The following is a 26,748-nucleotide window of genomic DNA, read 5'->3' as shown; positions in this document are numbered from 1 at the left end:
TTACTGTCAATAAATTACGACAAATTTTAATTTCAAAAGGAGATGTATGAAATTATCTATTCTAACTAAATTACTGGCAGCCGCTTTTGCTGCTAATGTAATGACTTATCCAGCCTTTGCAGATGTTGCAAAAAATGCGGAAAAAACGACCGCTAGTCAAATGCAATCCCATAGCCAGCAAGGCTTTGAGTTAATTAAGCAAAGCATTAATAAAAGCCCGAATGATAAGGCGATTTATCAAGGTATCAAACTGAATAATGGTATGGAGGTACTACTTATTTCAGATAGCCAAGCGAATAAATCGCTAATGTCCGCCATTATTCCGATTGGCTCGATGGATGACCCGGTTTCTCAGCAAGGGTTAGCTCACTATCTTGAGCATATGATTTTGATGGGCTCAAAAAACTACCCTGAAACCAACAGTTTAGACGGCTTTTTAACCCAAAATGGCGGAATGAATAATGCGTCTACCGCCCCTCACCGCACCGCTTATTATTTACAAGTGAATAATGAGGCGTTTAGTGAGGCGGTTACTCGTTTGGCGGATACGCTTGCCTTCCCATTATTGCTGGAAACGAATGCGAAAAAAGAGGTGAATGCGGTGAATGCCGAGATGGTGCGTGCGAAATCCCACGATGGACATTTATTGCACAGTGTGAATTTAGCCACTGCAAACCCGGCTCACCCTGCCACAAAATTTGCGGTTGGAAACAAAGATACATTATCTGATAAGCCGGATAGCAAACTACAAACCGAGCTGGAGAAATTCTACAAAGAGCGTTATTCGGCGAATTTGTTTAAAGTGGTGCTTTATTCAAATCAGTCGATTGAGCAGATGGCGAAATTGGCAGTAAATACGTTAGGCAAAATGGAAAACAAAAATCTAAGTGTGCCTCAAACGGCTGAACCACGTTACCGATCGGAAGATAAATCTGTTTTCATTCAATATAAGCCGGTGAAATCCACTAAAATGCTTGTGATTGGCTTTGATTTCCCAAATGATGAAATGCACTTTAAGCACAAAACAGGCGAGTATATCGCTTATGTGCTGAATAATAATACCGATGGCACATTGTCAGATTATTTAATTAAGCAAGGCTTATCCGATGGTGGCATTGAAGCAGTCAGTTCCGCTAATATTGGACGTGATCGCAGTTCGTTTGATATTTATATTGAGCTAACGGATAAAGGCTTAGCTGAGCAAGATAAAGTGATTTCTCTCGTGTTCCAACAAATTGAAAAAATCAAGCAAGAGGGCATTCAAGAAAGCTATTTCAATGAGGTAAAAGAGAGCCTGAAGCAAGATTTTCAACATCTACAAGTTGAGAAAAATATGGACTTTGTGGAGTTCATTACCGACCAAATGCTCTATTTTCCGTTAGAACACGTTATCGACCAACCTTATGTGGCGGAAACGATGGATAATGAGGCAATTAAAGCGAAATTGGCGGAAATGAATATCGACAATGCTCGCATTATACTCGTGAGCGATAATGCCGTAACGGATAAGAAAACGCCACATTTTGAGGCTGGCTATTCTGTGGCAAAAATCACAAACGGACAAAAGCAAAAATGGTTTGATTTCAGCCAAAATCCACAGCTCAATTTACCTGAGTTAAATCCTTATTTCACCACAGATTTCTCGTTAAATGAGGTAGAAAAAGGGCTGACTAAGCCAAAATTATTAGCTGAAAAACAAGGCGAGCTGATTTATGCGATGCCGAGTGTGAATTTTGCTACCGATCCGAAAGCGAAAATCAGTATGACATATAACATTCGCCCAAGACTGGATGATTTAAAAAACGCGATTGCGGCATCAATTTTGGGTTATATGAATAACTTGGCACAAACGAAGCTGGATTTTCAATCTTCCACAGCAGGAATGAATTTAAGTTTAGCCCCGGCAGCCAATGGTCTGGTGGCGAGTGCAGAAGGTTATACACAAAATCTAAGTAAGTTGATTTTAGACAGTATCAAACAATTCAGCACTTTTGAGCTTGATGAAGACGTATTAGCTCAGGCTAAACAACGTTTACACCAAGTTTTAGATCGTAGCGAGAAAGAAAATAGCCTTAATCAAGCGAATGCGGCATTAACCTCTTTTGCAAGCTATCCGTATTTTGAGATAGCGAAACAACGTGAGATGATCGACCAAATCACGCTTGATGATGTGCAAAAATTACGTCAGCGTATTTTAAATGATGCGACAGGCTTTAAGTTACTTTCCGTTGGGAATTTGTCGAATGATCAGGTTGCTGCACTTTCAAACGAAGTACAAGCGGTTATAAAAAATCAAAAATCTGCAAATGCAACAGGGCAGTATCTTGATATTAATGAAAGCAATCGTAAGATCAATTTCATTAAAAACGTACCGAATGAAGACAACGCATTGTTAATGGCATTCTTGCCAAATGGCTATGCAGAGTTAGAGGGTGTAGTAAGAGCAAGACTGATTAGGGATATTGTGTCTCGCTGGTATTTCGATGATTTGCGTACCGACAAACAACTTGGTTATGTGGTGTATGCAACTCATACGGCTGTTGGTAAAACCTCAGGCATTCAGTTTATGGTGCAAAGTCCGAATACTACGCCGGCAGGGATTTTAGAACATAACAAGCGTTTCTTTAAAGAAAGCTTCGAGCGTTTACAGAATTTATCTGATGATGAATTTGTAAAATATCGCAATAGCTTGGTTGAAAAACTGCAATATAAGCCAGAATCTCTAGCAGAAGAATTTGCCGAATTTGGTTCAGACTTTAGCAGAAATAATGCGAAATTTGACCGCTTGCAACAAGTGATTGAGCTAACTAAAGGGCTAACTAAGGCAGATATTGTGGCGTTTTACAAAAAAGCGGTCATCGATCAGAAAGGTTTAGTATTCGTTAGCCAAGCTGTCGGCACAAAAACCAAAGCAGAAGATGTAGCGAAGTTTAACGATTTCGAACAAGTTGAAAGCATTGAAAAGCTACAACGAGAATTTGACATTAAAGACTACTAAGTAGAAAAAAGCCACCTTTCGGTGGCTTTTGTTTATCTCTGATTTCATTAATCTACAATCTTCACAGGATATAAGTAAGTATATCCGAATGGGCTTTGTTTGTAGCCTTCAACACGTTTGCTGGTTGGGGCAAAGTTAATTGAGTGAGCTACGTTAATCCAAGGTGCTTGCTCTCTTAAAATCACTTGAGCCTGTTCGTATAACTTAGTGCGTTCTGCTTTATCAGATGAGCCTAATGCTTTTTCCAATAACGCATCTAACTCTGGATTGCTAAAGCGTGCATAGTTGCTGTTACCCACGTTTGGCGTGCCGAACAGTGGAGATAAGAAGTTATCCGGATCGCCATTATCGCCAGACCAACCGTAAGTCCCCGCAGTTAATTCACCTGCTTTGGTACGTTTGATGTAATCGCCCCATTCGTAGGTTACTAAATTTGCTTTCACACCGATTTTTGCCCAGTCCGCTTGGATAATTTCTGACATACGGCGTGGGTTCGGGTTAGAAGCACGCACTACAGGCTGCACCCATAAATCGGTTTCAAAACCGTTCGGGAATCCTGCTTCTGCTAATAATTGTTTCGCTTTTTCGATGTTGTATTCAGACTCAGGTAAGCTGTCGTTATATCCCCAGATTGTTGGTGGAAGAGGGTTTTTTGCCGCAAAGCCGTTGCCTTGATAAACCACATCAATAATTGATTTTTTATCTACCGCTAAATTCAATGCTTGGCGAACTTTCACGTTATCAAACGGAGCTTTTTCGGTGTTGAACGCCACATAAGCAATGTTTAAGCCCGGTTGAGATAATAAATTGACCTTCGGATCGGTTTTCATTTTCTCGATGTCGGTGGCATTCGGGAAGTCCATTAAATCGCATTGACCAGCTTGTAATTTCGCATAGCGAGCGGTTGCGTCCGGCACAATCTCAAAAATTAAGCGGTCGATATCCGGCTTGCCTTTCCAATACTCTTTGTTTGCCACATAACGGCTTGCTTGGTCTAACACATAGCCACTAAATACAAACGGACCTGTGCCGATTGGTGTGGTATCTACTGCTTCAGGCATGCCGGCTTTCATCATTTTATCCGCATATTCCGCAGAATAAATCGAAGTGAAATCCATACCAAGACTCGATAAGAACGAGGCATCACGTTTGGTTAAGGTAATACGCACCGTGCTGTCGTCCACTTTCTCTACCGATTTTAATAACGTTGGGAATTTCATCGCATTGAAGTACGGATAAGTTCCTTTAGAAACCGTGTGATATGGGTGATTTTTGTCTAGTTGGCGGTTGAATGAGAACACCACATCATCTGCGTTTAACTCACGGCTTGGGGTGAAATCTTTATTTGAATGGAATTTCACACCTTGACGTAATTTGAAGGTGTAAGTTAAACCATCTTCGCTGATTTCCCAGCTTTCAGCCAATGCTGGTTCAATATCCGTTGTGCCCGGTACAAATTCCACTAAGCGGTTATAAATTTGTTGCGAGCTGGCGTTATAAGATAAACCGTCCATCATTAAAATAGGGCTAAAGCCAGTTGGCGAACGGCTCACACAGTTTACAAAAGTTTTCTCTACAGCCGGTTTTGCTGCTACAGTCGTAGTTGCTTTGTTTTCGCTTTTATCATCACAAGCGGCTAATGCTAAAGCTGCAAATACGCCTGCACTTACTTTCGTTAAAGTTGAAAATTTCATATTTTTCTCCGTTATCTTAGAGCTAACCGACAAAGAGTACCTTTTCTTATATTGAGAGTAAAGAACAAAAGGTGTGTTGTTATAACTAATAATTCTAAAGAGAGAAGATGCCAATAACTGTTTTTGCGATCTGCATCGAAAAATAGAAATAAGTTAATTGTACTTGTTAAAGATTTTCTGCATTATTAAATTAGATTGAAATATCATTCTAAAGATGACAATATATGCAAAAAATATTTAAGACAAAAGCTTTTGAAAAATTTGCGAGAAAAGCTCAAATTAGTGATGAAATATTGCTGGAGGCTATATATCGAGCAAATCAAGGACTTATTGATGCTGATTTAGGGCATTTCATTATTAAGCAACGAATAGCCACCAACGGGCGTGGACGTTCAGGTAGCTATAGAATGATTATTTTTTATCAAATAAATAATCGCAGTTATTTTGTTGCAGGTTTTGCGAAAAATCAGCAAGAAAATTTGTCTGCTGCTGAATTTATAGCGTTGAAAGCCCTATCAAAAATATATCAACAATTAACAGATGATGAACTAAACTTATTGCTACAAAATAATAAGCTGATTGAAATCAAACAGGAAATATCAGATGACGAATAAAAGTAATATATTAGAAATGCTGCACGATAATGCAAGTGATCTACACGAGGTAGGTATTATTCCTAAAAAAACAATGAGAAGTTTTGATAAATTATGCTTAACGCCGATTAAACCTCTTGCACCTGAAGAAATTCGACAAATTAGGGAGAGAGAAGCCTTTTCTCAGAGTGTTTTTGCTCATTATTTAAATGTAAGCAAAAATCTGGTTTCAGATTGGGAAAGAGGGATCAAAAAACCGAGTGGTGCAGCATTAAAGCTACTTACGATTGTTCAAAATAAAGGGATTATAGCAATTCTTTGAATTGCAAGCGGTCATATTTCTCCTATTTTTTGCAAAAAATATGGAAAATTTAACCGCTTGTAAGAAGCTAATCTGCCCGAAGCGACATTTCTCCAATACCGAAATATTGAATGGTTTCGCCTTGTCGGAGGATTAACTCGCCTTGTTCGTTAATGCCGAGTGAGGTGCCGTGAATTTCGCTGGTTTCTGTTACTAATTTCACCGGTTTATTGTAGAAAATATCGAATTTTTGCCAGCGTTCAGCGTAGTGAGAGAAGCCGACAAGCGGGTAAATTTTGAGATTTTTTTGCAACTCAAAGGCTAAATGGCAGACTAGTTTGTTGCGGTCGAAATGATATTGTGATAAATCCGCCCACGCTTGGGTAACAATGGTTTCGTCCACTTTTGTCATACCCAAATTTAAACCAATGCCAATCACTAAATTTAAGCTATTGCGAGTGGCTTGGCTTTCCAGCAAAATACCACCCATTTTTTTACCTTTATAGTAAATATCATTTGGCCATTTGATTTGAATATCATCCACATTTTGTGCACAGAGGCTTTCGGCAATAATTAACGCTACTACAAGGCTAAGTGATGGCAGATTTGCTGCTTCTTCATTTGGATAATGCCATAAAATGGAAAAATAGAGATTTTCGCTTGCCGGAGAATACCACGTTCGCCCACGTCTACCACGCCCGGCAGTCTGTTTTTCGGCAAGGCAGATTGAGCCATTTTCTAATGTTTGATGATGAGTGAGTAAATACTCGTTGGTTGAACCAATTTCATCAAATACAATGGCTTGTCCACAGAGTAGTGCTTCTTGAATTTGGGCTTGGTTGAGCTTCATTCTTACCTCTCTTAGCGAGTGATTTGCTCGCTATCCACTTCGCCATTTTTGCCAATAAAACGTACTTCAGGCTGGATTTCCACTCCAAATTTTTCACGCACACGTTGGCGAACGGTTTTTGCCAATTCCGCAACGTCTTTTCCTGTGGCATTTTCTTTGTTGATTAAGACTAAGGCTTGCTGAGTATGCACCGCTGCACCGCCAATTTGTAAGCCTTTTAAGCCTGCTTGGTCAATTAACCAACCTGCGGCTAATTTGATTGAGCTATCGGGCTGTAGATAGCTTGGAATAGTTGGGAATTTTGCTTGTACATCTGCAAATTGCTCAGGTGAAATAATCGGGTTTTTAAAGAAACTGCCTGCGTTACCAAATTCATCCGGGTTCGGTAGTTTTGAGGAGCGAACGGCACAAACTTCATCAAAAATTTGTTGGGGCGTAACGGTTTGCGGATCAAATTGAGTAAGCGAGCCGTAAGTCAGTACAGGCTGCCACGCTTTAGCAAATTTTAAACCAACGGAAATAATCGCAAATTCATCACGATATTGGTGTTTAAATACACTTTCACGGTAGCCAAAACCGCATTCTTCTTTTGAAAGCGTAAAGCGTTCGCCTGTACGTAAATTTATCACTTCGACAAAATCACATACTTGCTCAAACTCTACGCCATAAGCTCCGATGTTTTGAATTGGGGCAGAGCCTGCCACACCAGGAATTAACGCAAGATTTTCAATGCCTGCAATGTTACGTGCTAATGTCCACTTCACTAATTCGTGCCAATTTTCCCCACCTTGAACGTGCAAGTAGTGGAATTGTTCATCTTCACGGTGTTCGATCCCTTTTAGTTTATTAACTAAGACTACACCGTCAAAATCTTCTAAAAACAAGACGTTAGAACCTTGCCCTAGAATTAAAATCGGCATTTGAGCATTAAAAGCTTTTTGCCATTCTGTGAGTAGTTGTTCAACGCTGGTAAATTCAATAATTTGCGTGGCGTTTGCAGGCAAGTGGAACGTGTGAAAAGAGCTTAAACTGTGTTTCATCATTATTAGGTTACGTTAAGAAGTGGGAATTACAAGCGGTAATATTTTTATCAAATTTTGCAATTGAGATTTGAGGCAGGCACAGGACCCACCTCTACATTTAGTATTACCTTGCTCCGAATACGACAATGGTTTTGCCGTGTGCAGAAATTAGACCTTCGTCTTCCAGCATTTTCATAATGCGTCCAACAGTTTCACGCGAGCAGCCGACCATTTGCCCGATTTCTTGGCGGGTAATTTTGATCTGCATACCTTGTGGGTGAGTCATTGCATCAGGCATTTTGGCTAAGTTGAGTAATGTTTGAGCAATACGTCCTGCCACATCTAAAAAGGCGAGATTTCCCACTTGGCGTGAAGTTTGGCGTAAACGGCGAGCCATTTGTGCCGATAAATACATCAAAATATCAGGGTTTAAATGCACAAGTTGTTTGAATTTTTTATAGGAAATTTCCGCAATTTCGCACGCTCCTTTAGTTCGAACATAAGCGGTGCGTTGTTGCACTTTTTCTTCAAACAGACTTAATTCGCCTACAAATTCACCCGTACCTAAGTTGGTTAAAAGCATCTCTTTGGTTTCATCATCTTTAATGTAAACCGATACCGAACCATTAACAATGTAAAAAAGTGATTGAGCATCTTCTCCTGCATGGATTAGTGTATATTTCGCAGGATAACGATGGATATGACAATGTGTTAAAAACCACTCAACCGCAGGATCGTGAATCGAGGGCGGAGGTGTTACATTTTCAAGTGGTGCTGTTGAGAGCGTCATATCTTGCATAGTATTTCCTATAACTCTTTATACTAGGTTAAATTTTCGAGATTCTAGCACGAAATTAACTATTAGCCTAAGAAAGATTTTTTGTCTTTAATATCAAGGCTTTCGTGCAATTCAGACCAAACGATGACCACTTTATCTGCCTTTAGTTGGGCGAGTAAGCGAGCTCTTTTTTCTGCCAAAGAAAGCTCAATTTCACCGTAGTCTGTGCCTTCTCGTAAAATGAAAGAATCCAGCACATTATGCAATGTGGATTCTTCTAAGTCTTGCCAAGGTATAATCATAATTAATCAAATAAAGGCTTGATAAATGCCCACTGTTTTTCAAAATGTTGATGCTGGTTATAGCTGAAATTTGAGCGAACCAAACGTAAAAATTGCCCTTCGCAGAAATTTACCAAATAACCTGCCAACGCTCTTTCATCTTCAAAGGATTTACGTTCACGCAGCTTGCTGAGTTGCAAGATATTGGAAAATTGTAATTCCAAATTATCAAAGAATTTGGCGACACGAACTTTCAGAATATCATCTTCAAACATTAAGGCGTGCCCTGTCAGAATGCGAGTTACGCCAGGATTTTTACGAGCAAATTCCAAAATAGTGTAAAGAATGGCACGTACTGAATTTGCACTGCTATCTTGGCGTTTATTGGCGTGAATGTAGCTGGTTAGCGTTTGCTCGATTTTCTCGATAAGTGCTTCAAACATTTTTGTTTTGCTTGGAAAATAGCGATACAACGCTCCTTCCGATACGCCCACCGCCGCAGCTAAACGCTCGGTAGTTACACGTTGCATCCCATCTTCAGAATTTAACAAACCGATTAACACTTCCAGTACCTGCTGGCGACGTTCCACTACCGATTTTTTCGGCATTTTAATTTTAGGTTCTATCATTGCTCACCCTACTACTTACTGCTTGCCGGAGTGCCCGAAACCACCTTCACCACGCTCGGTTTGCTCAAAATCTTGCACGATGTTGAAATTTGCCTGAACTACTGGGACGAAAACAAGCTGAGCGATACGGTCGCCCACATTCACGGTAAAATCGTCTTGGCTTCTGTTCCAAAGCGAAACCATTAGCGGACCTTGATAGTCGCTATCAATCAAGCCAACTAAGTTGCCTAACACGATCCCGTTTTTATGCCCTAAGCCCGATCTGGGTAAGATCACTGCTGCTAAGTTTGGATCGGCAATATAAATTGAAATTCCTGTTGGGATCAAAACCGTTTCGCCTGCTTTAACCGTAAGCGGTTCATTAATTAACGCTCGTAAATCCAAGCCTGCGGAGCCTTCTGTTGCATAGGTCGGGAGAGGAAATTCCGTGCCGATACGGCTGTCTAAAATTTTTAAATCGATCTGTTTCATTATTTGTCCTTTTGTAAAATTTTGTTCATTTTTGACCGCTTGCGATAAAAGCAAATTTTCTAATCTTCCTCATCATCGCATAATGCTTGCACATTACATTTATCAAATGGCATTACGGTGTTCGTCCACTCTTTGAGCTTACGCGGCTTTTTGTCTGTAGAATGCTGCTCTGTTTGCGTATAGGTTAAATGCCATTGGTAGTAAGGTTTGCCGACATCTTGATAGCGGATTTTCAAAATCGTATCTGCTGTATCGTGGCATTGGTGTAATTTTTGCACATCTTCTTCACTAAAACAGGCTCTAATCATCTCGCCTTCATAAAAGTAAATGGCTTGTAATGCGAGTTGGTAACTGTTGTCTTCATTGATTTGTAAGAAATCGGCAAAACTGGCACTACGAGAACCGCCCGAATACATTTCAGACCAGGCTTTCTCTAACGCTATTGCCCATTTCCCCTCTGCCAAAGGGTAAAGAGCAGGAGCAATGCTATAATGGGGTTCTGCTTCTAGCTCAGCAAAATTACCTGCCCGATGTTGATAATTGGAAAAATCCCAATGATTTTTCAGTTTATAGCCATTACTTTTCGGGAAAAGGGCTAACTGAGGTGTGCCATCGCTCAAGTAGAGGTCGCCATTTGCTGCTTGGTATAACCTCACTAAACTCCCACATTTCGGTAACTGGCGGCAAAGCTCCAAACTTTTCGCCTCGTTATCCACCAATTTCATTGTTTGGGCTTTAATCGGGCTATTCGCAAACCCCGTTGATGAAAGCATAAGTAGTGCAATGCTGATGATTTTTTTCATTGATGATATTCCTGATACAAGCGGTTACTTTTTGGTGTTTTTTTGCAAATCTTGCCACGCTTCGATCATTTCCTGCATTTTCGGCGAGCCAGCCTTGAAATTTTCACTAAAGCCACAGCCAAAGTCAGGTGAAACCTCAAAGTTGTGAGGGTTAAACTGCCAGCTTTCATTGTCTTTCACACGAAAGGCAAGATGATAATTGCATTCACGCCATAGCTCAAAAAAGCGGTGGTTTGGCTTTATCTTAGCTTCCCAAATCGGGCTGATAAGTAGATGCGTATTGTAATCTGAGAAGTCTGTCACGGGCATTTCGCCCCACATCAAGGGTTCAGGTAAATGGATACTTATAATCGCACTCTCTTTTAAGGGCTTTTCCTGCTCATATTTCGCCCTTGTTTTATTGCCATCATAGAAAATTGTCGTTTCCACAGGCAATGGCAGATGTTTGGCTGTCATCGGCTCAGTCGTGATAAATTTCGGGGTTGGATCAACTTTCCCCAAACTTTGCCCAATCAGGTGGAAAAATACCATCACAGCAAGTGCCACCAAGACAAAAATAACGCCTAAGGTTATCAATATTTTTTTCGCCATTTGAAGCTCCCATCTTTATTCAATTTGCAAATTTTTAGTGGTTTTTGACCGCTTGTATAAAATACATTTATTTGCTTTGGTAGCGTTCCACAATCTCCTGCACCAAATTTTCCGCCAGTTTGCCTTTATCTGCCTGCGGGAGGGTTTTCTCGCCGTTTTTCCAGAACAAGTGCAACGCATTTTGATCCTGCCCGAACACCTGCCCACCTGACACATCGTTGGCACAAATCATATCGAGGTTTTTGCGTTCGAGCTTCGATTTGGCATATTCTGCAACATTTTGCGTTTCGGCGGCGAAGCCCACCACAAACGGACGATTTTCAGCAAGATTGGCGACATTAGCGATAATATCGGGGTTTTTGACTAGTTTGAGTGTGAGTTCATTACTGTCATCGGTTTTCTTGATTTTTTGGTTGGAAACTTCCGCCATTCGATAATCTGCCACCGCCGCACAGCCGATGAAAATTGCAGATTTTTGAGCAAATTTGACCGCTTGCTGCTCCATTTCTAAAGCGGATTGCACATCAATGCGTTCAACATTATCGGGTGTCGGTAAATTCACCGGTCCACTAATCAGCGTTACGTTCGCCCCACGTTCAGCAAAGGCTTTGGCTATGGAGTAGCCCATTTTGCCGGAGCTATGATTGCTGATATAACGTACAGGGTCGATAGCTTCGCGAGTCGGACCTGCGGTAATAGTTACGTTCAAGCCTTGTAAATCTTGATTTTGGGCGAAGTGAGCCAGCACGGCTTGGTAGATTTCTTCGGGTTCAGACATACGCCCGGCTCCTACATCACCACAGGCTTGGAAGCCACTGTTAGGACCGATAAATTGCATCCCGCGAAAGATGAGCGTAGTGATATTCTCTTGTACCGCCAGTTGTTTATACATTTGTTGATTCATTGCAGGGGCAAGCAGTATAGGGCTTGCAGTCGCAAGGCAAATGGTGGAGAGCAAATCATTTCCCATTCCCACTCGCAGCCGAGCGATAAAATCAGCACTTGCAGGGGCAATTACCACTAAATCCGCCCATTTTGCTAATTCAATATGCCCCATTGCCAGCTCGGCTTGAGGGTCGAGAAGGGAAGTAGAAACGGCATTACCTGAAATTGCCTGTAAGGTTAAAGGCGTTACAAAAGCCTCTGCGGCAGGGGTTAAGACTACTCGTACTTCCGCATTTGCCTTTTTTAAGTGGCGGATAAATTCAATGGTTTTGTAAGCGGCAATTCCGCCTGTAATGCCCACTAAAATTTTTTTATTTTGTAACATCCTAATTTCCTTTGACTTGGATTTTTTGCCTATTTTAACGGAATAAGTAATTGCTCACAACAAAACTATTTTTGCGATCTGGCTCGAAAAATTGAATAAATCCTTTTGTCTGTAAAGGTTGGCTCTTTTATGCTTAACGAAATTGATGGAGGAAAAAATGAACGATTTTTTTGATGAAGATTCTCAAGAGCCAACGATAATGCCGCGTGAGAAATTATTAACTCACGGGGCAGCAGCTTTAACAGATGCGGAATTATTAGCAATTTTCCTACGGACAGGTACAAAAGATGTTCCTGTAATGACATTGGCAGAAAGCGTATTAATGGTGTTTGGTTCATTGCGTCAATTACTCAATGCCGATATTGATGAATTTTGTAAAATTTATGGATTAGGTAAAACGAAATATATTCAGTTACAAGCTTCCAAAGAAATGACTAAACGCTATTTGGCTCAACAAATGGAATTTAGTGAGATGATTCAAGCCCCTTATATGGCAATAATGTATTTTCAAACGGAATTGGAGGAAGAAGAGCGTGAAGTGTTTATGGTATTGTTTTTGGATAATCAAAATCGTTTGATTTATAAAGAAAAGATGTTTTTTGGTACGATCAACCAAACAGCGGTTCACCCGCGAGAAATTATTAAAAGAGCTTTGAAATATAATGCAGCGGCAATTATTGTGGCACATAATCACCCTTCTGGTTCTTGTTTACCTAGCGAGTCGGATAGAAGTTTAACCAAAAAGATAAAAATGGCGTGTGAGCTGGTCGATATTCGTTTTGTGGATCATATTATTGTGGGTAAAGGGGATTATTTTTCGTTCGAGGAAGAAAAGTTAGATATTCAAACTCATTAAGTTTTTGCAAAATTTTGTTACAAAATTACCGCTTGTTTTGTTCGAACTTGAACATTTTTTCTGAATATAGTAAAAAGATACGCATATAAATTCTGCTTGAATATAACAAATGAAGACTGTATAATCCGCAGTCTTTATTACATAGACTGTGGTCGGGTTAATGCCTGACGAGGCAATCAAAATCGGAGGGGTTGGTTGAGCAACGCCTTTTGTGAGATAGCCCGAACCATTTTTAAGCTTAAAATTATTGGAGAAATTCAAATGTCAAGAGTTTGCCAAGTAACCGGCAAGCGTCCAGCAGTTGGTAACAACCGCTCACACGCAATGAACGCGACTAAACGTCGTTTCTTACCAAACCTTCACACTCACCGTTTCTGGGTTGAGAGCGAAAACCGTTTCGTAACTTTACGCTTAACAGCGAAAGGTATGCGTATTATTGATAAAAAAGGCATTGATGCAGTATTAGCTGAAATCCGTGCTCGTGGCGAAAAAATCTAAGGAGCTAACAAATGGCAGCTAAAGGTGCTCGTGAAAAAATCCGTTTAGTTTCTACAGCAGAAACAGGTCATTTCTACACAACAGATAAAAACAAACGTAATATGCCTGAAAAAATGGAAATCAAAAAATTTGATCCAGTTGTGCGTAAACACGTTATCTACAAAGAAGCAAAAATCAAATAATTTTGCTTTAAGATTTAAAACCCAGCGAATGCTGGGTTTTTTACTTTTAGAGAAAAATACCTTCCCTTTTCAGAAAAAAAAGGTATTATTACGCCTCTTAAATGTAGCCCTACATTTTAAGTCTGTTTCCAACCTATCCCATCCTTTCTTTCGGGTATATAGGGTAAAAACAAAAAAGCTGAAACGCTTTTTTTAATAAGTAGCGAGTCAAATGCCCCAAGGCACCGAGTCTTTCAGGATTCGAGAGCTTAGGCTTCCTCCGCAAGGCACCCGACTTATTTTTTTCACCTCTTTTAGAAGGTTTATTTCAATGACAATTAAAACTCCTATTCAAGCCGTTCTGGCTTCAAATCAGTACTTTTTAGATCGCCAAGATGCAATGGAATCAAATGTGCGTAGTTACCCACGTAAATTGCCGTTTGCTTACCAAAAAGCACAGGGCGTTTGGGTAACCGATGTTGAAGGCAATGAATACCTCGATTTTTTAGCAGGTGCAGGAACGCTTGCATTAGGGCATAACCACCCTAAATTAATCCAAGCGATTAAAGATGTTTTAGACAGTGGTTTACCTTTACACTCTTTAGATATTACTACACCATTAAAAGATGCTTTCACGGAAGAATTACTTTCATTTTTCCCGAAAGATCAATATATCCTGCAATTCACCGGTCCAACAGGAGCTGATGCTAACGAAGCGGCAATCAAATTAGCAAAAACCTACACCGGTCGTGGCAACGTGATTGCTTTCTCTGGTGGTTTCCACGGTATGACACATGGTGCATTATCTTTAACCGGTAATTTAAGTGCGAAAAATGCAGTGCAAGGCTTAATGCCGGGCGTACAGTTTATGCCGTATCCGCACGAATACCGCTGCCCGTTTGGTATTGGCGGTGAAGCAGGTGCAAAAGCAGTTGAGCACTATTTTGAAAATTTCATCGAAGATGTTGAAAGTGGTGTGGTAAAACCGGCAGCCGTAATTCTTGAAGCTATTCAAGGTGAAGGTGGAGTAGTGCCTGCTCCAATCAGCTTCTTACAAAAAGTACGTGAAGTAACGAAAAAACACGGCATTTTAATGATTGTGGACGAAGTTCAAGCCGGTTTCTGCCGTTCAGGTAAAATGTTCGCCTTTGAACACGCAGGCATTGAGCCGGATATCGTGGTGATGTCAAAAGCGATTGGTGGTAGTTTGCCATTAGCGGTATTAGCGATCAAAAAAGAGTTTGATGCGTGGCAGCCGGCAGGGCACACGGGAACATTCCGAGGTAATCAATTAGCGATGGCGACCGGTTATGTATCGTTAAAAATTATGCGTGAAGAAAACCTTGCTCAAAATGCGAAAGAGAGAGGCGAATACTTAACCCAAGCCTTACGTGAATTAAGCCAAGAATTCCCTTGTATCGGCAATGTACGTGGCAAAGGTTTAATGATGGGGATCGATATTGTTGATGAACGCCAGTCAAAAGATGCAACAGGTGCTTACCCACGTGATTGTGATTTAGCGGTAGCGATTCAAAAATACTGTTTCAAAAACCGTCTATTACTAGAACGTGGCGGACGTGGTGGTAATGTTGTGCGTGTGCTTTGTGCGGTAAATATTACCCAAGCAGAATGTGAAGAGTTTATCAAACGCTTCAAACAATCTGTAGCCGAAGCTGTGAAAGCGGTACGTGGTTAATTTTTGATAATGCAAGCGGTCATATTTTGCAAAAAATTTGCGAATTTTGACCGCTTGAATTGTATATAGCATTGAATGAGATAATAAAAATGACAGATATTTCCAAACACAGACAATCGCTATTTTGTAGCGATCCACAATCTATTGCGGATTATGAAACCGCAATGAACAATGCGGTGCAAGCGGTTTCAAATTGGCTAAAAAATGAAAAAATGTACACCGGCGGTTCGATCAAGCAAATGCGAGCCTTGATTGACGGCTTCAAGCCTACTAAAGAGGGCGTGGGGGTGCAAAAATCTCTTGAGCATTTAGTGGAGATTTTCCTCAACCCAAGCCTTAAAGTTCACCACCCACACTCGCTGGCTCACTTGCATTGCCCGACAATGGTTACCAGCCAAATTGCCGAAGTGTTGATTAATGCGACCAACCAATCAATGGACTCTTGGGATCAAAGCCCGGCTGGGTCGATTATGGAAGAGCATTTAATTGACTGGTTACGCCAAAAAGTCGGCTATGGCGAAGGTACTGCTGGAGTGTTTACTTCTGGCGGTACGCAGTCGAATTTAATGGGCGTGTTGTTGGCTCGTGATTGGGCGATTGCGAACCGTTGGAAAAACGAAGATGGCTCTGAGTGGTCGGTGCAAGCGAATGGTATTCCTGCTGAGGCAATGAAAAATGTGAAAGTAGTTTGCTCGGAAAATGCACACTTCTCGGTACAAAAAAATATGGCGATGATGGGAATGGGCTTCCAATCGGTAGTCACTGTGCCGTCAAATGCTAATGCTCAAATGGACTTAGAGGCGTTAGCCAAAACCTTAGCAGACTTGAAAGCTGATGGCAAAATCGTGGCTTGCATCGTGGCGACCGCAGGTACAACCGATGCCGGTGCGATTGATGACTTGAAAGCGATCCGCAAATTGGCGGACGAATACCAAGCGTGGTTACACGTTGATGCCGCTTGGGGCGGAGCGTTATTATTATCGAAAGATTTCCGTCATTTCCTTGATGGCATCGAATTAACAGACTCAATCACGCTCGATTTCCACAAGCATTTCTTCCAATCGATTTCCTGTGGGGCGTTCTTGTTAAAAGATCAAGCGAACTATCGCTTTATTGATTACAAAGCAGATTACCTCAACTCAGAATATGACGAAGAACACGGCGTACCGAACTTAGTGGCGAAATCACTGCAAACCACTCGCCGTTTTGATGCGTTGAAACTGTGGTTTACGGTGGAAGCATTAGGCGAAGATCTTTATGCCTCAATGATCGATCACGGAGTGTATTTATCAAAAGAGGTGGAAGCGTACATCACCGCAACCGAAGGCTTGGAAATGCTTGTACCGGCACAATTTGCCTCAGTCTTATTCCGTGTTGTGCCGAAAGGCTATCCGGCAGAATTTGTGGATACATTGAACCAAAACGTGGCTGATGAGCTGTTTGCTCGTGGTGAGGCGAATATTGGCGTAACCAAAGTCGGCAATAATCAATCGTTAAAAATGACGACCTTAAGCCCGATTGCCACTCTCGAGAACGTGAAAGCGTTGTTAGGTCAGGTGTTAGCAGAGGCAGATCGCATTAAAGATTCCATTGTGAACGGGACTTACGTTCCGCCGATTGATTAAACAATTGGCAAAATTTCTTTGAAATTCGACCGCTTGTAAGCCTCAAATCAGCCTGCAAGCGGTTATTTTTATCTTATTTTTTGCAAGTTTATTTCAATATTTCCCTGCAAGATTGCTCCACTTCTTGCAAGATGGCGGCATAATCGGTTTCTTTCAAGCCAACATCACCAAAATAGTGCATTTGTACTTCACTAATGCCGCAGAACTCAAATAACCCTTTCCCCAAAGTGTGTTCAAAGGCAGCCAAAAAGCCTTTTCTTTCATATTTTTCATTCGGATTACCGAGCGTTACAAATTGTTGCATTTTCTTGTCTGTAAGCAAGCCGATGCTTTCAATGTCGCCGTTACGATAGGCAAAGTCATAACTTAAAACCCGATCCAAATAGCCTTTTAAAATTGCCGGAAACCCCATCCACCAAAGCGGATAAATTAAGGTGATAACATCCGCCTCTCGCCAATATTGATGCTCTTTTGTTACATCTTCAGCGTATTGCTGCGAAATGCTTTGGTGAAATTCCTGCCAACTTAAATTAGGTTGAAAATTAAGCTGATAGAGATCTCGCACTATCACATTATTTGGTGAGGCTTCAACCGCTTTTTCTAAAATTGCGTGGTTAAAACTGTTCGGGTTGGGGTGAGCATAGATAATGAGATGTTTCATTTTCTTACCTTTTATCTTTTTAGTGGCTAATAGAGGATCTCAATGAAAATTTCTTTGATGGAAATCAATGTTTTGGTGAATACTTAAGCAAATACCCCATTTGAGGAATGAACGATAACCAGTGAACATTGGATAATTTAGCCTATGATAATGGCATTAAAAATGGTGTTTTCTTGACCAATAATCCTAATCAATCACTTCCTCGCCGTAGCTTTTTACAAGGGCAATTTTTGGATTCACTAAAAAGTGAAAAAGTCAGCCGGCAAGGTTATGAACCAATTCGTCCACCGTGGGCTAATTTAGCAAATTTTTTAGAAAAATGCACCGCTTGTGATAACTGCATTAAGGCTTGTGAAACAAACATTATTATAAAAGGGGCGGGCGGTTATCCTGAAGTCGATTTTAGTAAAGGCGAGTGTACGTTTTGTGAAAAGTGTGTGCAATCTTGCGAAGCCGATATTTTCCGAGTTGTTTCGGAGCAGGCTTGGAGCCACAAAATTGAAATTCAAGACAGTTGCTTATTGAAACTGGGAACAGAATGCCGAAGTTGTGGCGACAGTTGTGAAATGCGAGTGATCCGCTTCCGCCCAAGTTTAGGCGGTATTGCTCAAATGGTATTAAATTTAGAAAGCTGTAACGGTTGTGGGGCTTGTTTGAGTATTTGTCCGACAAGTGCCATCCATATTCAACAAGTAAATGAAGTATGAGTGAAAAATTATCTGAAAACGAAAACTGGTATGTTTGTAGTTTAGTAGTGCAAGCAAAGCCGGAAAAATTGGAAGACGTTAAAGCCGAAATTCTGAATATTCCGTATACCGAAATTCACGGGGAAAAACCGGAAGAAGGCAAATTAGTCGTAACGATCGAAAGTGATGTGCATTTAGCCCTTTCCGATCGTATCGATCAAGTAAGAGATATTAAAGGTGTGATTGTGGTCTCTTTAATCTCAAACTATATCGATGAACAGTAACAAGTTATTTTTGAAGCAAACGTGGGACAGTATTATGGAACTGAATCGTAGAGATTTTATGAAGGCAAATGCAGCGGTAGCTGCAGCTGCTGCGGCAGGGATTATGATTCCTGTGAAAAGCGTTCAAGCTGATGATAGCGGTATTCGTTGGGATAAAGCCCCTTGCCGTTATTGCGGTACAGGTTGTAGTGTACTTGTGGGTACAAAAGATGGCAAAGTGGTTGCGACACAAGGCGACCCGGATGCAGAAGTAAATCGTGGTTTGAACTGTATTAAAGGTTATTTCTTATCAAAAATGATGTACGGTGCAGACCGTATGCAAGAACCTATGCTTCGTATGAAAGACGGTAAATTTGATAAGAACGGCGATTTCACGCCGGTTTCTTGGGAACAAGCATTTACGGTAATGGCAGATAAAATCAAAGCTACCATTAAAAGTGATGGTCCGAATGCAGTAGGTATGTTCTCATCAGGTCAAACAACCATTTTTGAAGGTTATGCAAAAGTTAAACTCTGGAAAGGTGGTTTCCGTTCTAATACGATTGACCCGAATGCACGCCACTGTATGGCATCAGCTGCGGTTGCCTTTATGCGTACTTTCGGTATGGATGAACCGATGGGTTGCTATAACGATATTGAAAAAACCGATGCGTTTGTGCTTTGGGGTTCAAATATGGCGGAAATGCACCCGATTTTATGGAGCCGTTTATCAGATCGTCGCTTATCAAATGACAACGTGCGTGTAGTGGTGATGTCTACTTACGAGCATCGTTCATTTGAGTTAGCAGATACGCCGATTATCTTTAAACCACACTCAGACTTAGCAATTTTAAACTACATCGCTAACTATATTATCCAAAACGATAAAGTAAATTGGGATTTCGTAAATAAACACACTAAATTCAAACGTGGTGAAACCAATATCGGTTATGGTTTACGTCCTGAACATAAATTACAGCAAAATACTAACGCTAAAACAGCGGGCAAAATGTATGACAGCGATTTTGAAGAATTTAAGAAAATCGTTGCACCCTATACATTAGATGAAGCTCACCGTATTTCGGGTGTGCCGAAAGAACAGTTACAAGCCTTAGCGGAAATGTATGCTGATCCAAACAGAAAAATTGTTTCATTCTGGACAATGGGCTTTAACCAACATACTCGTGGTGTGTGGGTAAACCATATGATGTACAACGTACACTTATTAACAGGTAAAATTTCATTAGAAGGCTGTGGACCATTCTCTCTAACAGGTCAGCCATCAGCTTGTGGTACAGCTCGTGAAGTAGGTACATTTATCCATCGTTTACCAGCAGATATGGTGGTAACAAACCCTAAACATCGTGAAATTGTTGAGAAAGCGTGGAAATTGCCGGCAGGTGTAATTCCGGATGTGCCGGGCTATCACGCTACTGCACAAAGCCGTGCATTAAAAGATGGCAAAATGAAATTCTTATGGCAGATGTGTACGAACAATATGCAGGGTGGTCCGAATATCAACGAAGAGATCTTCCCGGGCTGGCGTAATCCTGAAACCTTTATTGTGGTTTCAGATCCGTACCCATCAGTTTCAGCCGTTGCGGCAGACCTAATTCTTCCAACCTGTATGTGGGTAGAAAAAGAAGGTGCTTACGGTAATGCAGAACGCCGCACCCAATTCTGGCGTCAGCAAGTGAAAGGACCGGCAAATGCACGTTCTGATACTTGGCAACTTGTAGAATTCTCTAAATATTTCAAAGTAGAAGAAGTATGGCCGGAAGAGTTACTTGCTAAAGCCCCTGAATTACGTGGCAAAACGTTATACGAAATCCTTTACACCAACGGTAAAGTAGATAGCTACCAAGTGCCAACCAATATTCCGGGCTATATGAACGATGAAGCAGATCACTTCGGTTACTACATTCAAAAAGGGCTATTTGAAGAGTATGCTCAATTTGGACGCGGACACGGACACGACTTGGCAGACTTCGAGACGTACCATAAAGTGCGTGGTTTACGTTGGCCTGTAGTGAAAGACGAAAAAACAGGCGAATACAAAGAAACCTTATGGCGTTACCGTGAAGGCTATGACCCGTATGTAAAAGCAGGCGAAGGCGTGAACTTCTATGGTCAGCCGGATGGTAAAGCGATTATTTTAGGTGTGCCTTATGAAGCTCCTGCGGAAGCACCGGATGAAGAATACGATTTATGGTTCTGTACCGGTCGTGTGCTTGAACACTGGCACACAGGCACAATGACCCGTCGTGTTCCAGAACTTCACAAAGCATTCCCAACCAATCTTGTGTGGATGCACCCAGAAGATGCGAAAAAACGTGGTTTACGTCATGGCGACAAAGTAAAAGTGATTTCTCGTCGTGGTGAGTATGTATCGAACTTAGATACGCGTGGTCGTAATAAATGTCCAGAAGGGTTAATTTACTCAACCTTCTTCGATGCAGGTCAGTTAATTAACAAAGTAACCCTTGATGCAACAGACCCAATTTCATTTGAAACCGACTTCAAAAAATGTGCGGTTAAAGTGGTTAAGGCTTAATGTGAATGGGCGAATTCTTTCGCCCGACATTATACCCCGTAGGGACAAATTATTATTTGTCCATCACAAGCGGTTAAATTTTCATAAAAATTTGCAAAATTTCAAGTTTAGCGTAGGGGCTAATTGCAATTAGTCCCTACAGAAATCGTCAAATTTGCAAAAAATTGTCGAAAACCAACCGCTTGAATTAAGAGGAAACCCACGATGAAACTGGATCCAAATCGCCGTCAGTTCTTAAAAAATGTTACCCGCACCGCAGCAGGTGTGTGTGGTGTTGGGGTGATTTTAGGGCTGCAACAACAGCAAAGTTTTGCTCGTCAAGGTGTAGCATTACGTCCACCGGGAGCATTGGCAGAGCAAGATTTCTTAAGTGCTTGTACCCGTTGTGGGCAGTGTGTGCAGGCGTGTCCTTACGATATGCTGCATTTAGCGTCATTAATTTCCCCTGTGGAAGCCGGCACACCATATTTCATTGCACGTGATAAACCGTGCGAAATGTGTGTCGATATTCCGTGTATGAAGGCGTGTCCGACCGGAGCTTTGAGCGAAGAGCTTAAAGATATTGATGATGCAAGAATGGGCTTAGCCGTATTGCTAGACCACGAAACTTGCTTGAACTGGCAAGGTTTGCGTTGTGATGTGTGCTATCGAGTTTGTCCTTTAATTGATAAAGCGATTACACTTGAAAAAATACATAACGACAGAACCTCCATCCACGCAAAATTAATTCCAACCGTGCATTCGGATGCTTGCACAGGTTGTGGCAAATGTGAACAGGCTTGCGTATTAGAAGAAGCGGCTATTAAAGTATTACCGATGGATTTAGCGAAAGGATTACTTGGTCGTCATTACCGTTTAGGCTGGCAAGAAAAACAAAATGCCGGTAAATCTTTGATTGAAGATGTACACCCGGACGGTTTACGCCCAGCTTACGATGCGAGAATGCCGGAAGGTTTACACGAGCCGGTTTATCAACATATGGAAGTTAAGCCGGGTGCAAGAGTTGCAACGCCAAGCCGTGCAACTCAGGATTATGTGCCAAATTCAACGACGGTTGATGCACCTGAGCATTTCCCTGACTTAGACTTAAATCTGAAGGGGGTGAAATAATGGCAGCAAATTCACCAAGAGATGCCGGCTTAGAAGCTCGTCAGAAATTAGGTTGGTGGCACGCTTATCGGTTCTTGATTTTAAGACGATTAACTCAGCTTGGCATTATTTTAATGTTTATGAGTGGTCCGCTTTGGAATTTTTGGATTTTAAAAGGTAACTACAGTGGCAGTTTATTGCTCGATACCGTACCGATGACAGATCCGCTAATGACCGCACAAGTGCTGGCAACAGGATATCAACCTGAATGGACGGTGCTGATTGGTGCATTAATTATTGTTGTATTCTATGCGATTGTCGGTAGCAAACTGTTTTGTAGCTGGGTTTGTCCGATGAATATGGTAACTGATGCAGCTGCTTGGCTAAGACGTAAATTAGGGATTCGCCAAAGTGCAAAATTACCACGCGGTTTACGCTATATCATTTTAGCTGTGATTTTAATCGGTAGTGCGATTTCCGGCACGCTATTATGGGAGTGGATTAACCCTGTAGCAGCATTAGGTCGAGTATTTGTGTTTGGTTTAGGAGCAACACTTTGGTTGGTGTTAGTGGTGTTCTTATTCGACTTATTAGTGGTTGAACACGGTTGGTGCGGACACCTTTGCCCGATTGGTGCAACTTATGCGCTAATTGGTGCAAAAAGCCTAATCAAGGTCAAGGTGGTTGATCGTAATCGTTGTGATAATTGTATGGATTGCTATAACGTTTGCCCTGAGCCACAAGTGCTTCGAGTGCCGTTACACGGTAAACCGGAAGATAGCACTGTTATTTTATCGAAAGATTGCATTACCTGCGGACGTTGTATTGACGTTTGTGCCGAAAAAGTTTTTGCCTTTGGAACACGTTTTCAAGGCAGTATTGATGTAAAGAATATTTAAATTTAGCTTTGTTTGAAAACAAGCATTTTAATGGAGTGAACCTCAAATGAGAAAATATCTTGCCCTAATTTTAGCCGCAATGACCGGCTTTGCAATGGCAGAAGCACCGAAGTTGTCTGGCTCTATTGATGATACAACTGAAAGTGTTGCCCCCGGGTTTCATAACCCACAAAAAGATGTAGGAAATATTCCAACCACTTTCCCATTCCAACCACCACTTGTTCCACATAGCATTCGTGGCTTACAAGTGAGTAAAAATGTGAACCAATGTTTGGCGTGCCACGCAGTTGAGCCTTCAAAAGTAACAGGTGCAACACCATTACCTAAGAGCCACTTTACTAACCGTGATGGTAAGGCACTCCAAACTGAATCGCCAAGTCGTTACTTCTGTTTACAATGCCACGTGCAACAAACAAACGTAAACCCGATTGTTCAAAATAAATTTGAGTCTGTACGACAAACGCAAGGTAAATAAGGAGTAAGCAATGATAAGAAGATTTTTTAACTGGTTACGTCGCCCAAGTAGAATGGCAATTGGCTTAGTAATTCTACTTTCTGCATTAGGTGGTATTTTTGCGTGGAGTGGCTTTAATGCAGGGCTTGCTTACACAAATACGGAAGAGTTTTGCTCAAGCTGCCATATGAATGATGTTGTGCCGGAATACCGTGCATCGGCTCACTACTCAAACCGCAGTGGTGTGAAAGCGATTTGTTCAGACTGCCACGTTCCACACGAATTTTTCCCGAAATGGAAACGTAAAATTATTGCAGCTAAAGAAGTATATGCTCACTACACCGGTAAAGTGGATACCAAAGAGAAATTTGAAGCACATCGTGGTGAAATGGCTGCCCGTGAATGGGAGCGTTTGAAAGCGAATAATTCACAAGAGTGTCGTAATTGCCATAACTTTGAAGATATGGATTTCACTCAACAAAAAACAGTGGCACAGCAAATGCACGCATTGGCACAAGAGCAAAATAAAACCTGTATCGACTGCCACAAAGGGATCGCTCACAATCTTCCACATATGGAAGCGGTTCAAAAAGGCTTTATCCCTGATGACTTAATGAAAAAAACAGAAGAGAAAAAATAACTTCTGAAAAGAAAATAGCCCTCAAATCAACATTGAGGGCTATTATTTTTTAGTAACCAAGAGCATTTAGATTTGGTAAAAAATCATTGGAATTTAACCGCTTGACGGTGGTTTCTATCGCACCATTTTCGTGGAGTATAATTTCTCGCCAGCCTTGAGGCAATAAATCTAAGGTAAACTGATCACAATTCGGCTTGAATTGAATGCAAGTTGAAGGCGTTGCATAAATAGGAATACCATTCCAAATATCATCTACCTGTTGATGAATATGTCCGTGTACAATCCCTTTGATATTATTAAACGGCTGTAAAATTTTTGCTAATTCATCACTATTTTTTAGGCTGTGCTGATCAAGCCAAGCGGAATTTGTTGGCAGAATATTGTGATGCAATGCGATTAAAGTAAAACGTTCAGGGTATTCATTCAATTTTTCTTCTAACCATTTCAGTTGATGGTAACAAAGTTCACCATAAGGCATACCGGCAACTTGTGTATTTAATAGAAGAAGCTGCCATTTCTCGCCGATTAAAATTTGCTTATGTGGCAAAATATGTGAATATTCACCCAAAATTTCGGTCATATTTGGCTGAACATCGTGATTACCCTCTAACCAAACAATTGGCGTTTTCAAGGGCTCGGTCAGCTGAGCAAAATAGTGATAGCCAGCGATATTATGATCTTGAATTAAATCCCCCGTTGAAAGAACTAAATCAAAACCTTGTTGCGTTTGCTCAATTTGTTTTTGTATCTGCTCAATGACCGCTGAGAAACTTTTAACCGTTTTAACATTGAGCAGAGTTTCCTCTGTGTGAGAAAAGAGATGCGGATCGGTTATCTGCAATAACCGAACTGTGCCATTTTTCGGCAACTCAAACTGTTCGCTCATTCTTATGTGCCTATTCAAATTTTCATAAATTTTAACTCACTAAATTTTACCAGTAAGCGAAAATGAAAAATGTGGTTTATGCCACATTTTTGAAAAAAAGTAAGCTAAATTTTGAAGTTTTTCATAATTAGCGTATTGAATGTATAATATCCATACTTTTTTTAATGTTTCTATTTTTGACTAATAAAATCTTAAGGACGATAATTACCTCTTATTAGTTATGTGGAGGCATTAGATGATAAGGCTGATTGCTTAACAAGCGGTCTTTTTTTATGAAAAATTTACAAAGGAGAACAAGAAAAAAATGAAAAGAGCGTACTTAAATATATTGGATCTCGTTGTTCTAACCATCATCTTTTTCGGATTAGCAATTTATACTTCTTTTTCACAATATTTATTGCTAAGTCAAGAAACAGTTACGTTAGAAGAGAATTTAACTTTTTCGAATGCACAAAATTATCAAGCATTTATAACCCAACTTGGATTATTAATAGCTGCATTTTGCTATTTAAAATGGCGGAATTTTAACTTTAGCCCATGGCATATTGAGCCATCTTTAAAATCGGTTTTACAAGGTGTTGGGTTATTTATCTTACTATCACTCGCAATGGATCTTTATTATGCTGTAATTTATGGATTTTACGTTTCTGATAATTCTGTCTCATTTTTAAATGTATTAAGAGAGGTTCGATTTTCAACGGTATTGTATGCCATACTGAACGGCTTTTATGAAGAGATATTTTTTCTAGGTATCTGCCTTGCGGTTAAGCCTAATTATTTGAAGTGGGCGGTACTTTACTCACTTATTATTCGTGTCAGTTTTCACACATATCAAGGATTAGAAACCGCCTTAGGATTAGGAATTTGGCTTGGTTTAATTATTTATCTCCTCTACTCCCGCTCAAAAGAGAAAAATCTATTTCCGTTTTGGGTAGCCCACAGTATCGCTGATGTGTTTGGGCTAAGCGTGATAGCATATTTTTAAGTGAATTACCCTATTTAAACTCATTGTACCAGATGTCTAAAAAACATTATTTTTTATATGGAAATGTATTTTTGGGTTTATAATATAACTTATGGTTATTCTATATAACTGAAAGTTATTTTTGTTAAATTTTTGTTTAATTAAAGGGAACAAATTATGAGTATTAAAAAATTAACCTTAGCAAGTTTGATCTTAATTGGTTTAACAGCTTGTGGTAGCGGTGGTTCAGGTAGTGGTTCAAATCATAAATCGCCTGAGCAGAAGATTACGGAACAAAAGCAACAGCTAAAAGATAAAGCTGATACAGCAAAAGTGGAAGCGGAACGCTTGAAGAAACAAGCTGAAAAAGCAAAAGAAAAAGCAGAAAGTCTGGCAAAAGAGGCTGAAAAAGCAAAAACAGAAGCGGAACGTTTAGCACAAGAAAAAGCAGAAAAAGCGAAGGCTGAAGCAGAGCGTTTGGCAAAAGAAGCAGAAAAAGCGAAAATGGAAGCAGAACGTTTAGCGAAGGAAAAGG

At 40.7% G+C, this 26,748-nt stretch carries 28 protein-coding genes and 1 pseudogene; 17 read left to right on the top strand and 12 right to left on the bottom strand.

All coding sequences use genetic code 11. The features are described 5' to 3' along the window. The first annotated feature begins 46 nt into the window (after positions 1-46). Positions 47-2,998: a pitrilysin gene (ptrA, locus tag V6W77_RS09965; protein ID WP_334254543.1), complete on the top strand. Its 2,952-nt coding sequence runs from the start codon at positions 47-49 to the stop codon at positions 2,996-2,998. Between the two features lie 47 nt (positions 2,999-3,045). Here the strand turns inward: ptrA and V6W77_RS09960 are convergent, their stop codons facing one another. Then, positions 3,046-4,692 (bottom strand): ABC transporter substrate-binding protein, encoded by a 1,647-nt coding sequence (locus V6W77_RS09960; protein ID WP_334237906.1) that lies wholly within the window; start codon positions 4,690-4,692, stop codon positions 3,046-3,048. Positions 4,693-4,916: 224 nt separating this feature from the next. Between V6W77_RS09960 and V6W77_RS09955 the strand changes: the two genes are divergently transcribed. Together V6W77_RS09955 and V6W77_RS09950 are read left to right on the top strand one after the other, a co-directional pair. Beyond that, the gene (locus V6W77_RS09955) at positions 4,917-5,306 is read left to right on the top strand and encodes a type II toxin-antitoxin system RelE/ParE family toxin (RefSeq protein WP_025236838.1); all 390 of its coding nucleotides are present in this window, start codon (positions 4,917-4,919) and stop codon (positions 5,304-5,306) included. Then, positions 5,296-5,607, top strand: a complete 312-nt coding sequence (locus V6W77_RS09950; RefSeq protein ID WP_025236837.1) for a helix-turn-helix domain-containing protein — start codon at positions 5,296-5,298, stop codon at positions 5,605-5,607. Before V6W77_RS09955 ends, V6W77_RS09950 begins: the two co-directional genes overlap by 11 nt. A 67-nt stretch (positions 5,608-5,674) precedes the next feature. Here the strand turns inward: V6W77_RS09950 and V6W77_RS09945 are convergent, their stop codons facing one another. The 9 genes from V6W77_RS09945 to coaBC all read right to left on the bottom strand — a co-directional run bounded on the left by V6W77_RS09945 (position 5,675) and on the right by coaBC (position 12,281). After that, on the bottom strand, positions 5,675-6,436 hold the full coding sequence (locus V6W77_RS09945) for a biotin--[acetyl-CoA-carboxylase] ligase (protein ID WP_334254542.1): 762 nt from the start codon (positions 6,434-6,436) through the stop codon (positions 5,675-5,677). A gap of 11 nt (positions 6,437-6,447) precedes the next feature. Continuing rightward, on the bottom strand, positions 6,448-7,479 hold the full coding sequence (murB, locus tag V6W77_RS09940) for a UDP-N-acetylmuramate dehydrogenase (RefSeq protein WP_334254541.1): 1,032 nt from the start codon (positions 7,477-7,479) through the stop codon (positions 6,448-6,450). 103 nt (positions 7,480-7,582) lie between these two features. Next, complete coding sequence (gene crp / locus V6W77_RS09935) at positions 7,583-8,257, bottom strand: cAMP-activated global transcriptional regulator CRP (RefSeq protein ID WP_025236834.1); 675 nt, start codon at positions 8,255-8,257, stop codon at positions 7,583-7,585. 62 nt (positions 8,258-8,319) lie between these two features. Next, complete coding sequence (locus V6W77_RS09930) at positions 8,320-8,538, bottom strand: YheU family protein (protein WP_334254540.1); 219 nt, start codon at positions 8,536-8,538, stop codon at positions 8,320-8,322. A 2-nt stretch (positions 8,539-8,540) separates the two neighbouring features. Further along, complete coding sequence (gene slmA / locus V6W77_RS09925) at positions 8,541-9,146, bottom strand: nucleoid occlusion factor SlmA (protein WP_025236832.1); 606 nt, start codon at positions 9,144-9,146, stop codon at positions 8,541-8,543. 15 nt (positions 9,147-9,161) lie between these two features. Then, positions 9,162-9,617 carry a dUTP diphosphatase gene (dut, locus tag V6W77_RS09920; protein WP_334254539.1) on the bottom strand — a complete coding sequence of 152 codons (456 nt, stop codon included), beginning with the start codon at positions 9,615-9,617 and terminating at the stop codon, positions 9,162-9,164. 59 nt (positions 9,618-9,676) lie between these two features. Next, positions 9,677-10,420 carry a hypothetical protein gene (locus V6W77_RS09915; RefSeq protein WP_334229577.1) on the bottom strand — a complete coding sequence of 248 codons (744 nt, stop codon included), beginning with the start codon at positions 10,418-10,420 and terminating at the stop codon, positions 9,677-9,679. Between the two features lie 24 nt (positions 10,421-10,444). Further along, entirely contained in the window at positions 10,445-11,011 is a 567-nt protein-coding gene (locus tag V6W77_RS09910; RefSeq protein WP_334254538.1) for a hypothetical protein, read from the bottom strand. A gap of 67 nt (positions 11,012-11,078) precedes the next feature. Further along, positions 11,079-12,281: a bifunctional phosphopantothenoylcysteine decarboxylase/phosphopantothenate--cysteine ligase CoaBC gene (gene coaBC / locus V6W77_RS09905; RefSeq protein WP_334254537.1), complete on the bottom strand. Its 1,203-nt coding sequence runs from the start codon at positions 12,279-12,281 to the stop codon at positions 11,079-11,081. 157 nt (positions 12,282-12,438) lie between these two features. On the opposite strand from coaBC, the gene radC reads away from it, so the two are divergent. The 5 genes from radC (at position 12,439) to ddc (ending at position 17,117) form a co-directional block, all read left to right on the top strand. Beyond that, entirely contained in the window at positions 12,439-13,137 is a 699-nt protein-coding gene (gene radC, locus V6W77_RS09900; RefSeq protein ID WP_283386766.1) for a RadC family protein, read from the top strand. 261 nt (positions 13,138-13,398) lie between these two features. Next, entirely contained in the window at positions 13,399-13,635 is a 237-nt protein-coding gene (gene rpmB / locus V6W77_RS09895) for a 50S ribosomal protein L28 (protein ID WP_006251446.1), read from the top strand. Positions 13,636-13,646: 11 nt separating this feature from the next. Next, positions 13,647-13,817 carry a 50S ribosomal protein L33 gene (rpmG, locus tag V6W77_RS09890; protein ID WP_005613503.1) on the top strand — a complete coding sequence of 57 codons (171 nt, stop codon included), beginning with the start codon at positions 13,647-13,649 and terminating at the stop codon, positions 13,815-13,817. A 310-nt stretch (positions 13,818-14,127) separates the two neighbouring features. Next, on the top strand, positions 14,128-15,492 hold the full coding sequence (locus V6W77_RS09885; RefSeq protein WP_334254536.1) for a diaminobutyrate--2-oxoglutarate transaminase: 1,365 nt from the start codon (positions 14,128-14,130) through the stop codon (positions 15,490-15,492). 89 nt (positions 15,493-15,581) lie between these two features. Then, positions 15,582-17,117, top strand: coding sequence for an L-2,4-diaminobutyrate decarboxylase (gene ddc / locus V6W77_RS09880; RefSeq protein WP_334254535.1), 1,536 nt, complete (start codon positions 15,582-15,584; stop codon positions 17,115-17,117). An 88-nt stretch (positions 17,118-17,205) separates the two neighbouring features. Here ddc and V6W77_RS09875 read toward each other — a convergent pair whose 3' ends face one another. Then, positions 17,206-17,778: an NAD(P)H-dependent oxidoreductase gene (locus V6W77_RS09875; protein WP_334254534.1), complete on the bottom strand. Its 573-nt coding sequence runs from the start codon at positions 17,776-17,778 to the stop codon at positions 17,206-17,208. A gap of 173 nt (positions 17,779-17,951) precedes the next feature. On the opposite strand from V6W77_RS09875, the gene napF reads away from it, so the two are divergent. From napF to V6W77_RS09840, 7 genes are all read left to right on the top strand, one after another. Then, a complete protein-coding gene (gene napF, locus V6W77_RS09870) occupies positions 17,952-18,485 on the top strand; it encodes a ferredoxin-type protein NapF (RefSeq protein ID WP_334254556.1) in 534 nt (177 codons plus the stop codon). Further along, positions 18,482-18,748, top strand: a complete 267-nt coding sequence (locus tag V6W77_RS09865) for a chaperone NapD (protein ID WP_025236820.1) — start codon at positions 18,482-18,484, stop codon at positions 18,746-18,748. The genes napF and V6W77_RS09865 overlap by 4 nt, the downstream gene beginning before the upstream one ends. 34 nt (positions 18,749-18,782) lie before the next feature. Next, the gene (gene napA, locus V6W77_RS09860; protein WP_334254533.1) at positions 18,783-21,281 is read left to right on the top strand and encodes a nitrate reductase catalytic subunit NapA; all 2,499 of its coding nucleotides are present in this window, start codon (positions 18,783-18,785) and stop codon (positions 21,279-21,281) included. A gap of 204 nt (positions 21,282-21,485) precedes the next feature. Continuing rightward, positions 21,486-22,391 carry a ferredoxin-type protein NapG gene (gene napG / locus V6W77_RS09855; protein ID WP_334254532.1) on the top strand — a complete coding sequence of 302 codons (906 nt, stop codon included), beginning with the start codon at positions 21,486-21,488 and terminating at the stop codon, positions 22,389-22,391. Beyond that, positions 22,391-23,269 (top strand): quinol dehydrogenase ferredoxin subunit NapH, encoded by an 879-nt coding sequence (napH, locus tag V6W77_RS09850; protein ID WP_334235268.1) that lies wholly within the window; start codon positions 22,391-22,393, stop codon positions 23,267-23,269. The genes napG and napH overlap by 1 nt, the downstream gene beginning before the upstream one ends. 46 nt (positions 23,270-23,315) lie before the next feature. Beyond that, positions 23,316-23,744, top strand: coding sequence for a nitrate reductase cytochrome c-type subunit (locus tag V6W77_RS09845; protein WP_025236816.1), 429 nt, complete (start codon positions 23,316-23,318; stop codon positions 23,742-23,744). A 10-nt stretch (positions 23,745-23,754) separates the two neighbouring features. Continuing rightward, a complete protein-coding gene (locus tag V6W77_RS09840) occupies positions 23,755-24,363 on the top strand; it encodes a NapC/NirT family cytochrome c (protein ID WP_025236815.1) in 609 nt (202 codons plus the stop codon). 49 nt (positions 24,364-24,412) lie between these two features. Here the strand turns inward: V6W77_RS09840 and cpdA are convergent, their stop codons facing one another. Next, positions 24,413-25,249, bottom strand: coding sequence for a 3',5'-cyclic-AMP phosphodiesterase (gene cpdA, locus V6W77_RS09835; RefSeq protein WP_334254531.1), 837 nt, complete (start codon positions 25,247-25,249; stop codon positions 24,413-24,415). Between the two features lie 304 nt (positions 25,250-25,553). Here cpdA and V6W77_RS09830 point away from each other — a divergent pair, with 304 nt between their 5' ends. Together V6W77_RS09830 and V6W77_RS09825 are read left to right on the top strand one after the other, a co-directional pair. Then, on the top strand, positions 25,554-26,234 hold the full coding sequence (locus V6W77_RS09830) for a CPBP family intramembrane glutamic endopeptidase (protein ID WP_334254530.1): 681 nt from the start codon (positions 25,554-25,556) through the stop codon (positions 26,232-26,234). Positions 26,235-26,390: 156 nt separating this feature from the next. Further along, positions 26,391-26,748: pseudogene (locus tag V6W77_RS09825) on the top strand (factor H binding protein domain-containing protein); the annotation flags it as partial.

The organism is Mannheimia indoligenes, assembly GCF_036880405.1.
GTDB classification, from domain to species: domain Bacteria; phylum Pseudomonadota; class Gammaproteobacteria; order Enterobacterales; family Pasteurellaceae; genus Mannheimia; species Mannheimia indoligenes.
Note: the sequence above shows the minus strand (reverse complement) of the source record. Positions and strands in the feature narration are given on the sequence as shown.

Bases quoted from the DNA above. Each gene is read 5' to 3' on its own strand.
- V6W77_RS09865 (WP_025236820.1), top strand. From the start codon at position 18,482: ATGAGTGAAAAATTATCTGAAAACGAAAACTGGTATGTTTGTAGTTTA.
- V6W77_RS09960 (WP_334237906.1), bottom strand. From the start codon at position 4,692: ATGAAATTTTCAACTTTAACGAAAGTAAGTGCAGGCGTATTTGCAGCT.
- slmA (WP_025236832.1), bottom strand. From the start codon at position 9,146: ATGATAGAACCTAAAATTAAAATGCCGAAAAAATCGGTAGTGGAACGT.
- dut (WP_334254539.1), bottom strand. From the start codon at position 9,617: ATGAAACAGATCGATTTAAAAATTTTAGACAGCCGTATCGGCACGGAA.
- V6W77_RS09830 (WP_334254530.1), top strand. From the start codon at position 25,554: ATGAAAAGAGCGTACTTAAATATATTGGATCTCGTTGTTCTAACCATC.
- radC (WP_283386766.1), top strand. From the start codon at position 12,439: ATGAACGATTTTTTTGATGAAGATTCTCAAGAGCCAACGATAATGCCG.
- V6W77_RS09915 (WP_334229577.1), bottom strand. From the start codon at position 10,420: ATGAAAAAAATCATCAGCATTGCACTACTTATGCTTTCATCAACGGGG.
- V6W77_RS09840 (WP_025236815.1), top strand. From the start codon at position 23,755: ATGATAAGAAGATTTTTTAACTGGTTACGTCGCCCAAGTAGAATGGCA.
- V6W77_RS09930 (WP_334254540.1), bottom strand. From the start codon at position 8,538: ATGATTATACCTTGGCAAGACTTAGAAGAATCCACATTGCATAATGTG.
- V6W77_RS09845 (WP_025236816.1), top strand. From the start codon at position 23,316: ATGAGAAAATATCTTGCCCTAATTTTAGCCGCAATGACCGGCTTTGCA.
- rpmB (WP_006251446.1), top strand. From the start codon at position 13,399: ATGTCAAGAGTTTGCCAAGTAACCGGCAAGCGTCCAGCAGTTGGTAAC.
- V6W77_RS09945 (WP_334254542.1), bottom strand. From the start codon at position 6,436: ATGAAGCTCAACCAAGCCCAAATTCAAGAAGCACTACTCTGTGGACAA.
- rpmG (WP_005613503.1), top strand. From the start codon at position 13,647: ATGGCAGCTAAAGGTGCTCGTGAAAAAATCCGTTTAGTTTCTACAGCA.
- V6W77_RS09875 (WP_334254534.1), bottom strand. From the start codon at position 17,778: ATGAAACATCTCATTATCTATGCTCACCCCAACCCGAACAGTTTTAAC.
- ptrA (WP_334254543.1), top strand. From the start codon at position 47: ATGAAATTATCTATTCTAACTAAATTACTGGCAGCCGCTTTTGCTGCT.
- crp (WP_025236834.1), bottom strand. From the start codon at position 8,257: ATGCAAGATATGACGCTCTCAACAGCACCACTTGAAAATGTAACACCT.
- napA (WP_334254533.1), top strand. From the start codon at position 18,783: ATGGAACTGAATCGTAGAGATTTTATGAAGGCAAATGCAGCGGTAGCT.
- murB (WP_334254541.1), bottom strand. From the start codon at position 7,479: ATGATGAAACACAGTTTAAGCTCTTTTCACACGTTCCACTTGCCTGCA.
- V6W77_RS09885 (WP_334254536.1), top strand. From the start codon at position 14,128: ATGACAATTAAAACTCCTATTCAAGCCGTTCTGGCTTCAAATCAGTAC.
- V6W77_RS09950 (WP_025236837.1), top strand. From the start codon at position 5,296: ATGACGAATAAAAGTAATATATTAGAAATGCTGCACGATAATGCAAGT.
- coaBC (WP_334254537.1), bottom strand. From the start codon at position 12,281: ATGTTACAAAATAAAAAAATTTTAGTGGGCATTACAGGCGGAATTGCC.
- V6W77_RS09910 (WP_334254538.1), bottom strand. From the start codon at position 11,011: ATGGCGAAAAAAATATTGATAACCTTAGGCGTTATTTTTGTCTTGGTG.
- cpdA (WP_334254531.1), bottom strand. From the start codon at position 25,249: ATGAGCGAACAGTTTGAGTTGCCGAAAAATGGCACAGTTCGGTTATTG.
- napG (WP_334254532.1), top strand. From the start codon at position 21,486: ATGAAACTGGATCCAAATCGCCGTCAGTTCTTAAAAAATGTTACCCGC.
- napH (WP_334235268.1), top strand. From the start codon at position 22,391: ATGGCAGCAAATTCACCAAGAGATGCCGGCTTAGAAGCTCGTCAGAAA.
- ddc (WP_334254535.1), top strand. From the start codon at position 15,582: ATGACAGATATTTCCAAACACAGACAATCGCTATTTTGTAGCGATCCA.
- V6W77_RS09955 (WP_025236838.1), top strand. From the start codon at position 4,917: ATGCAAAAAATATTTAAGACAAAAGCTTTTGAAAAATTTGCGAGAAAA.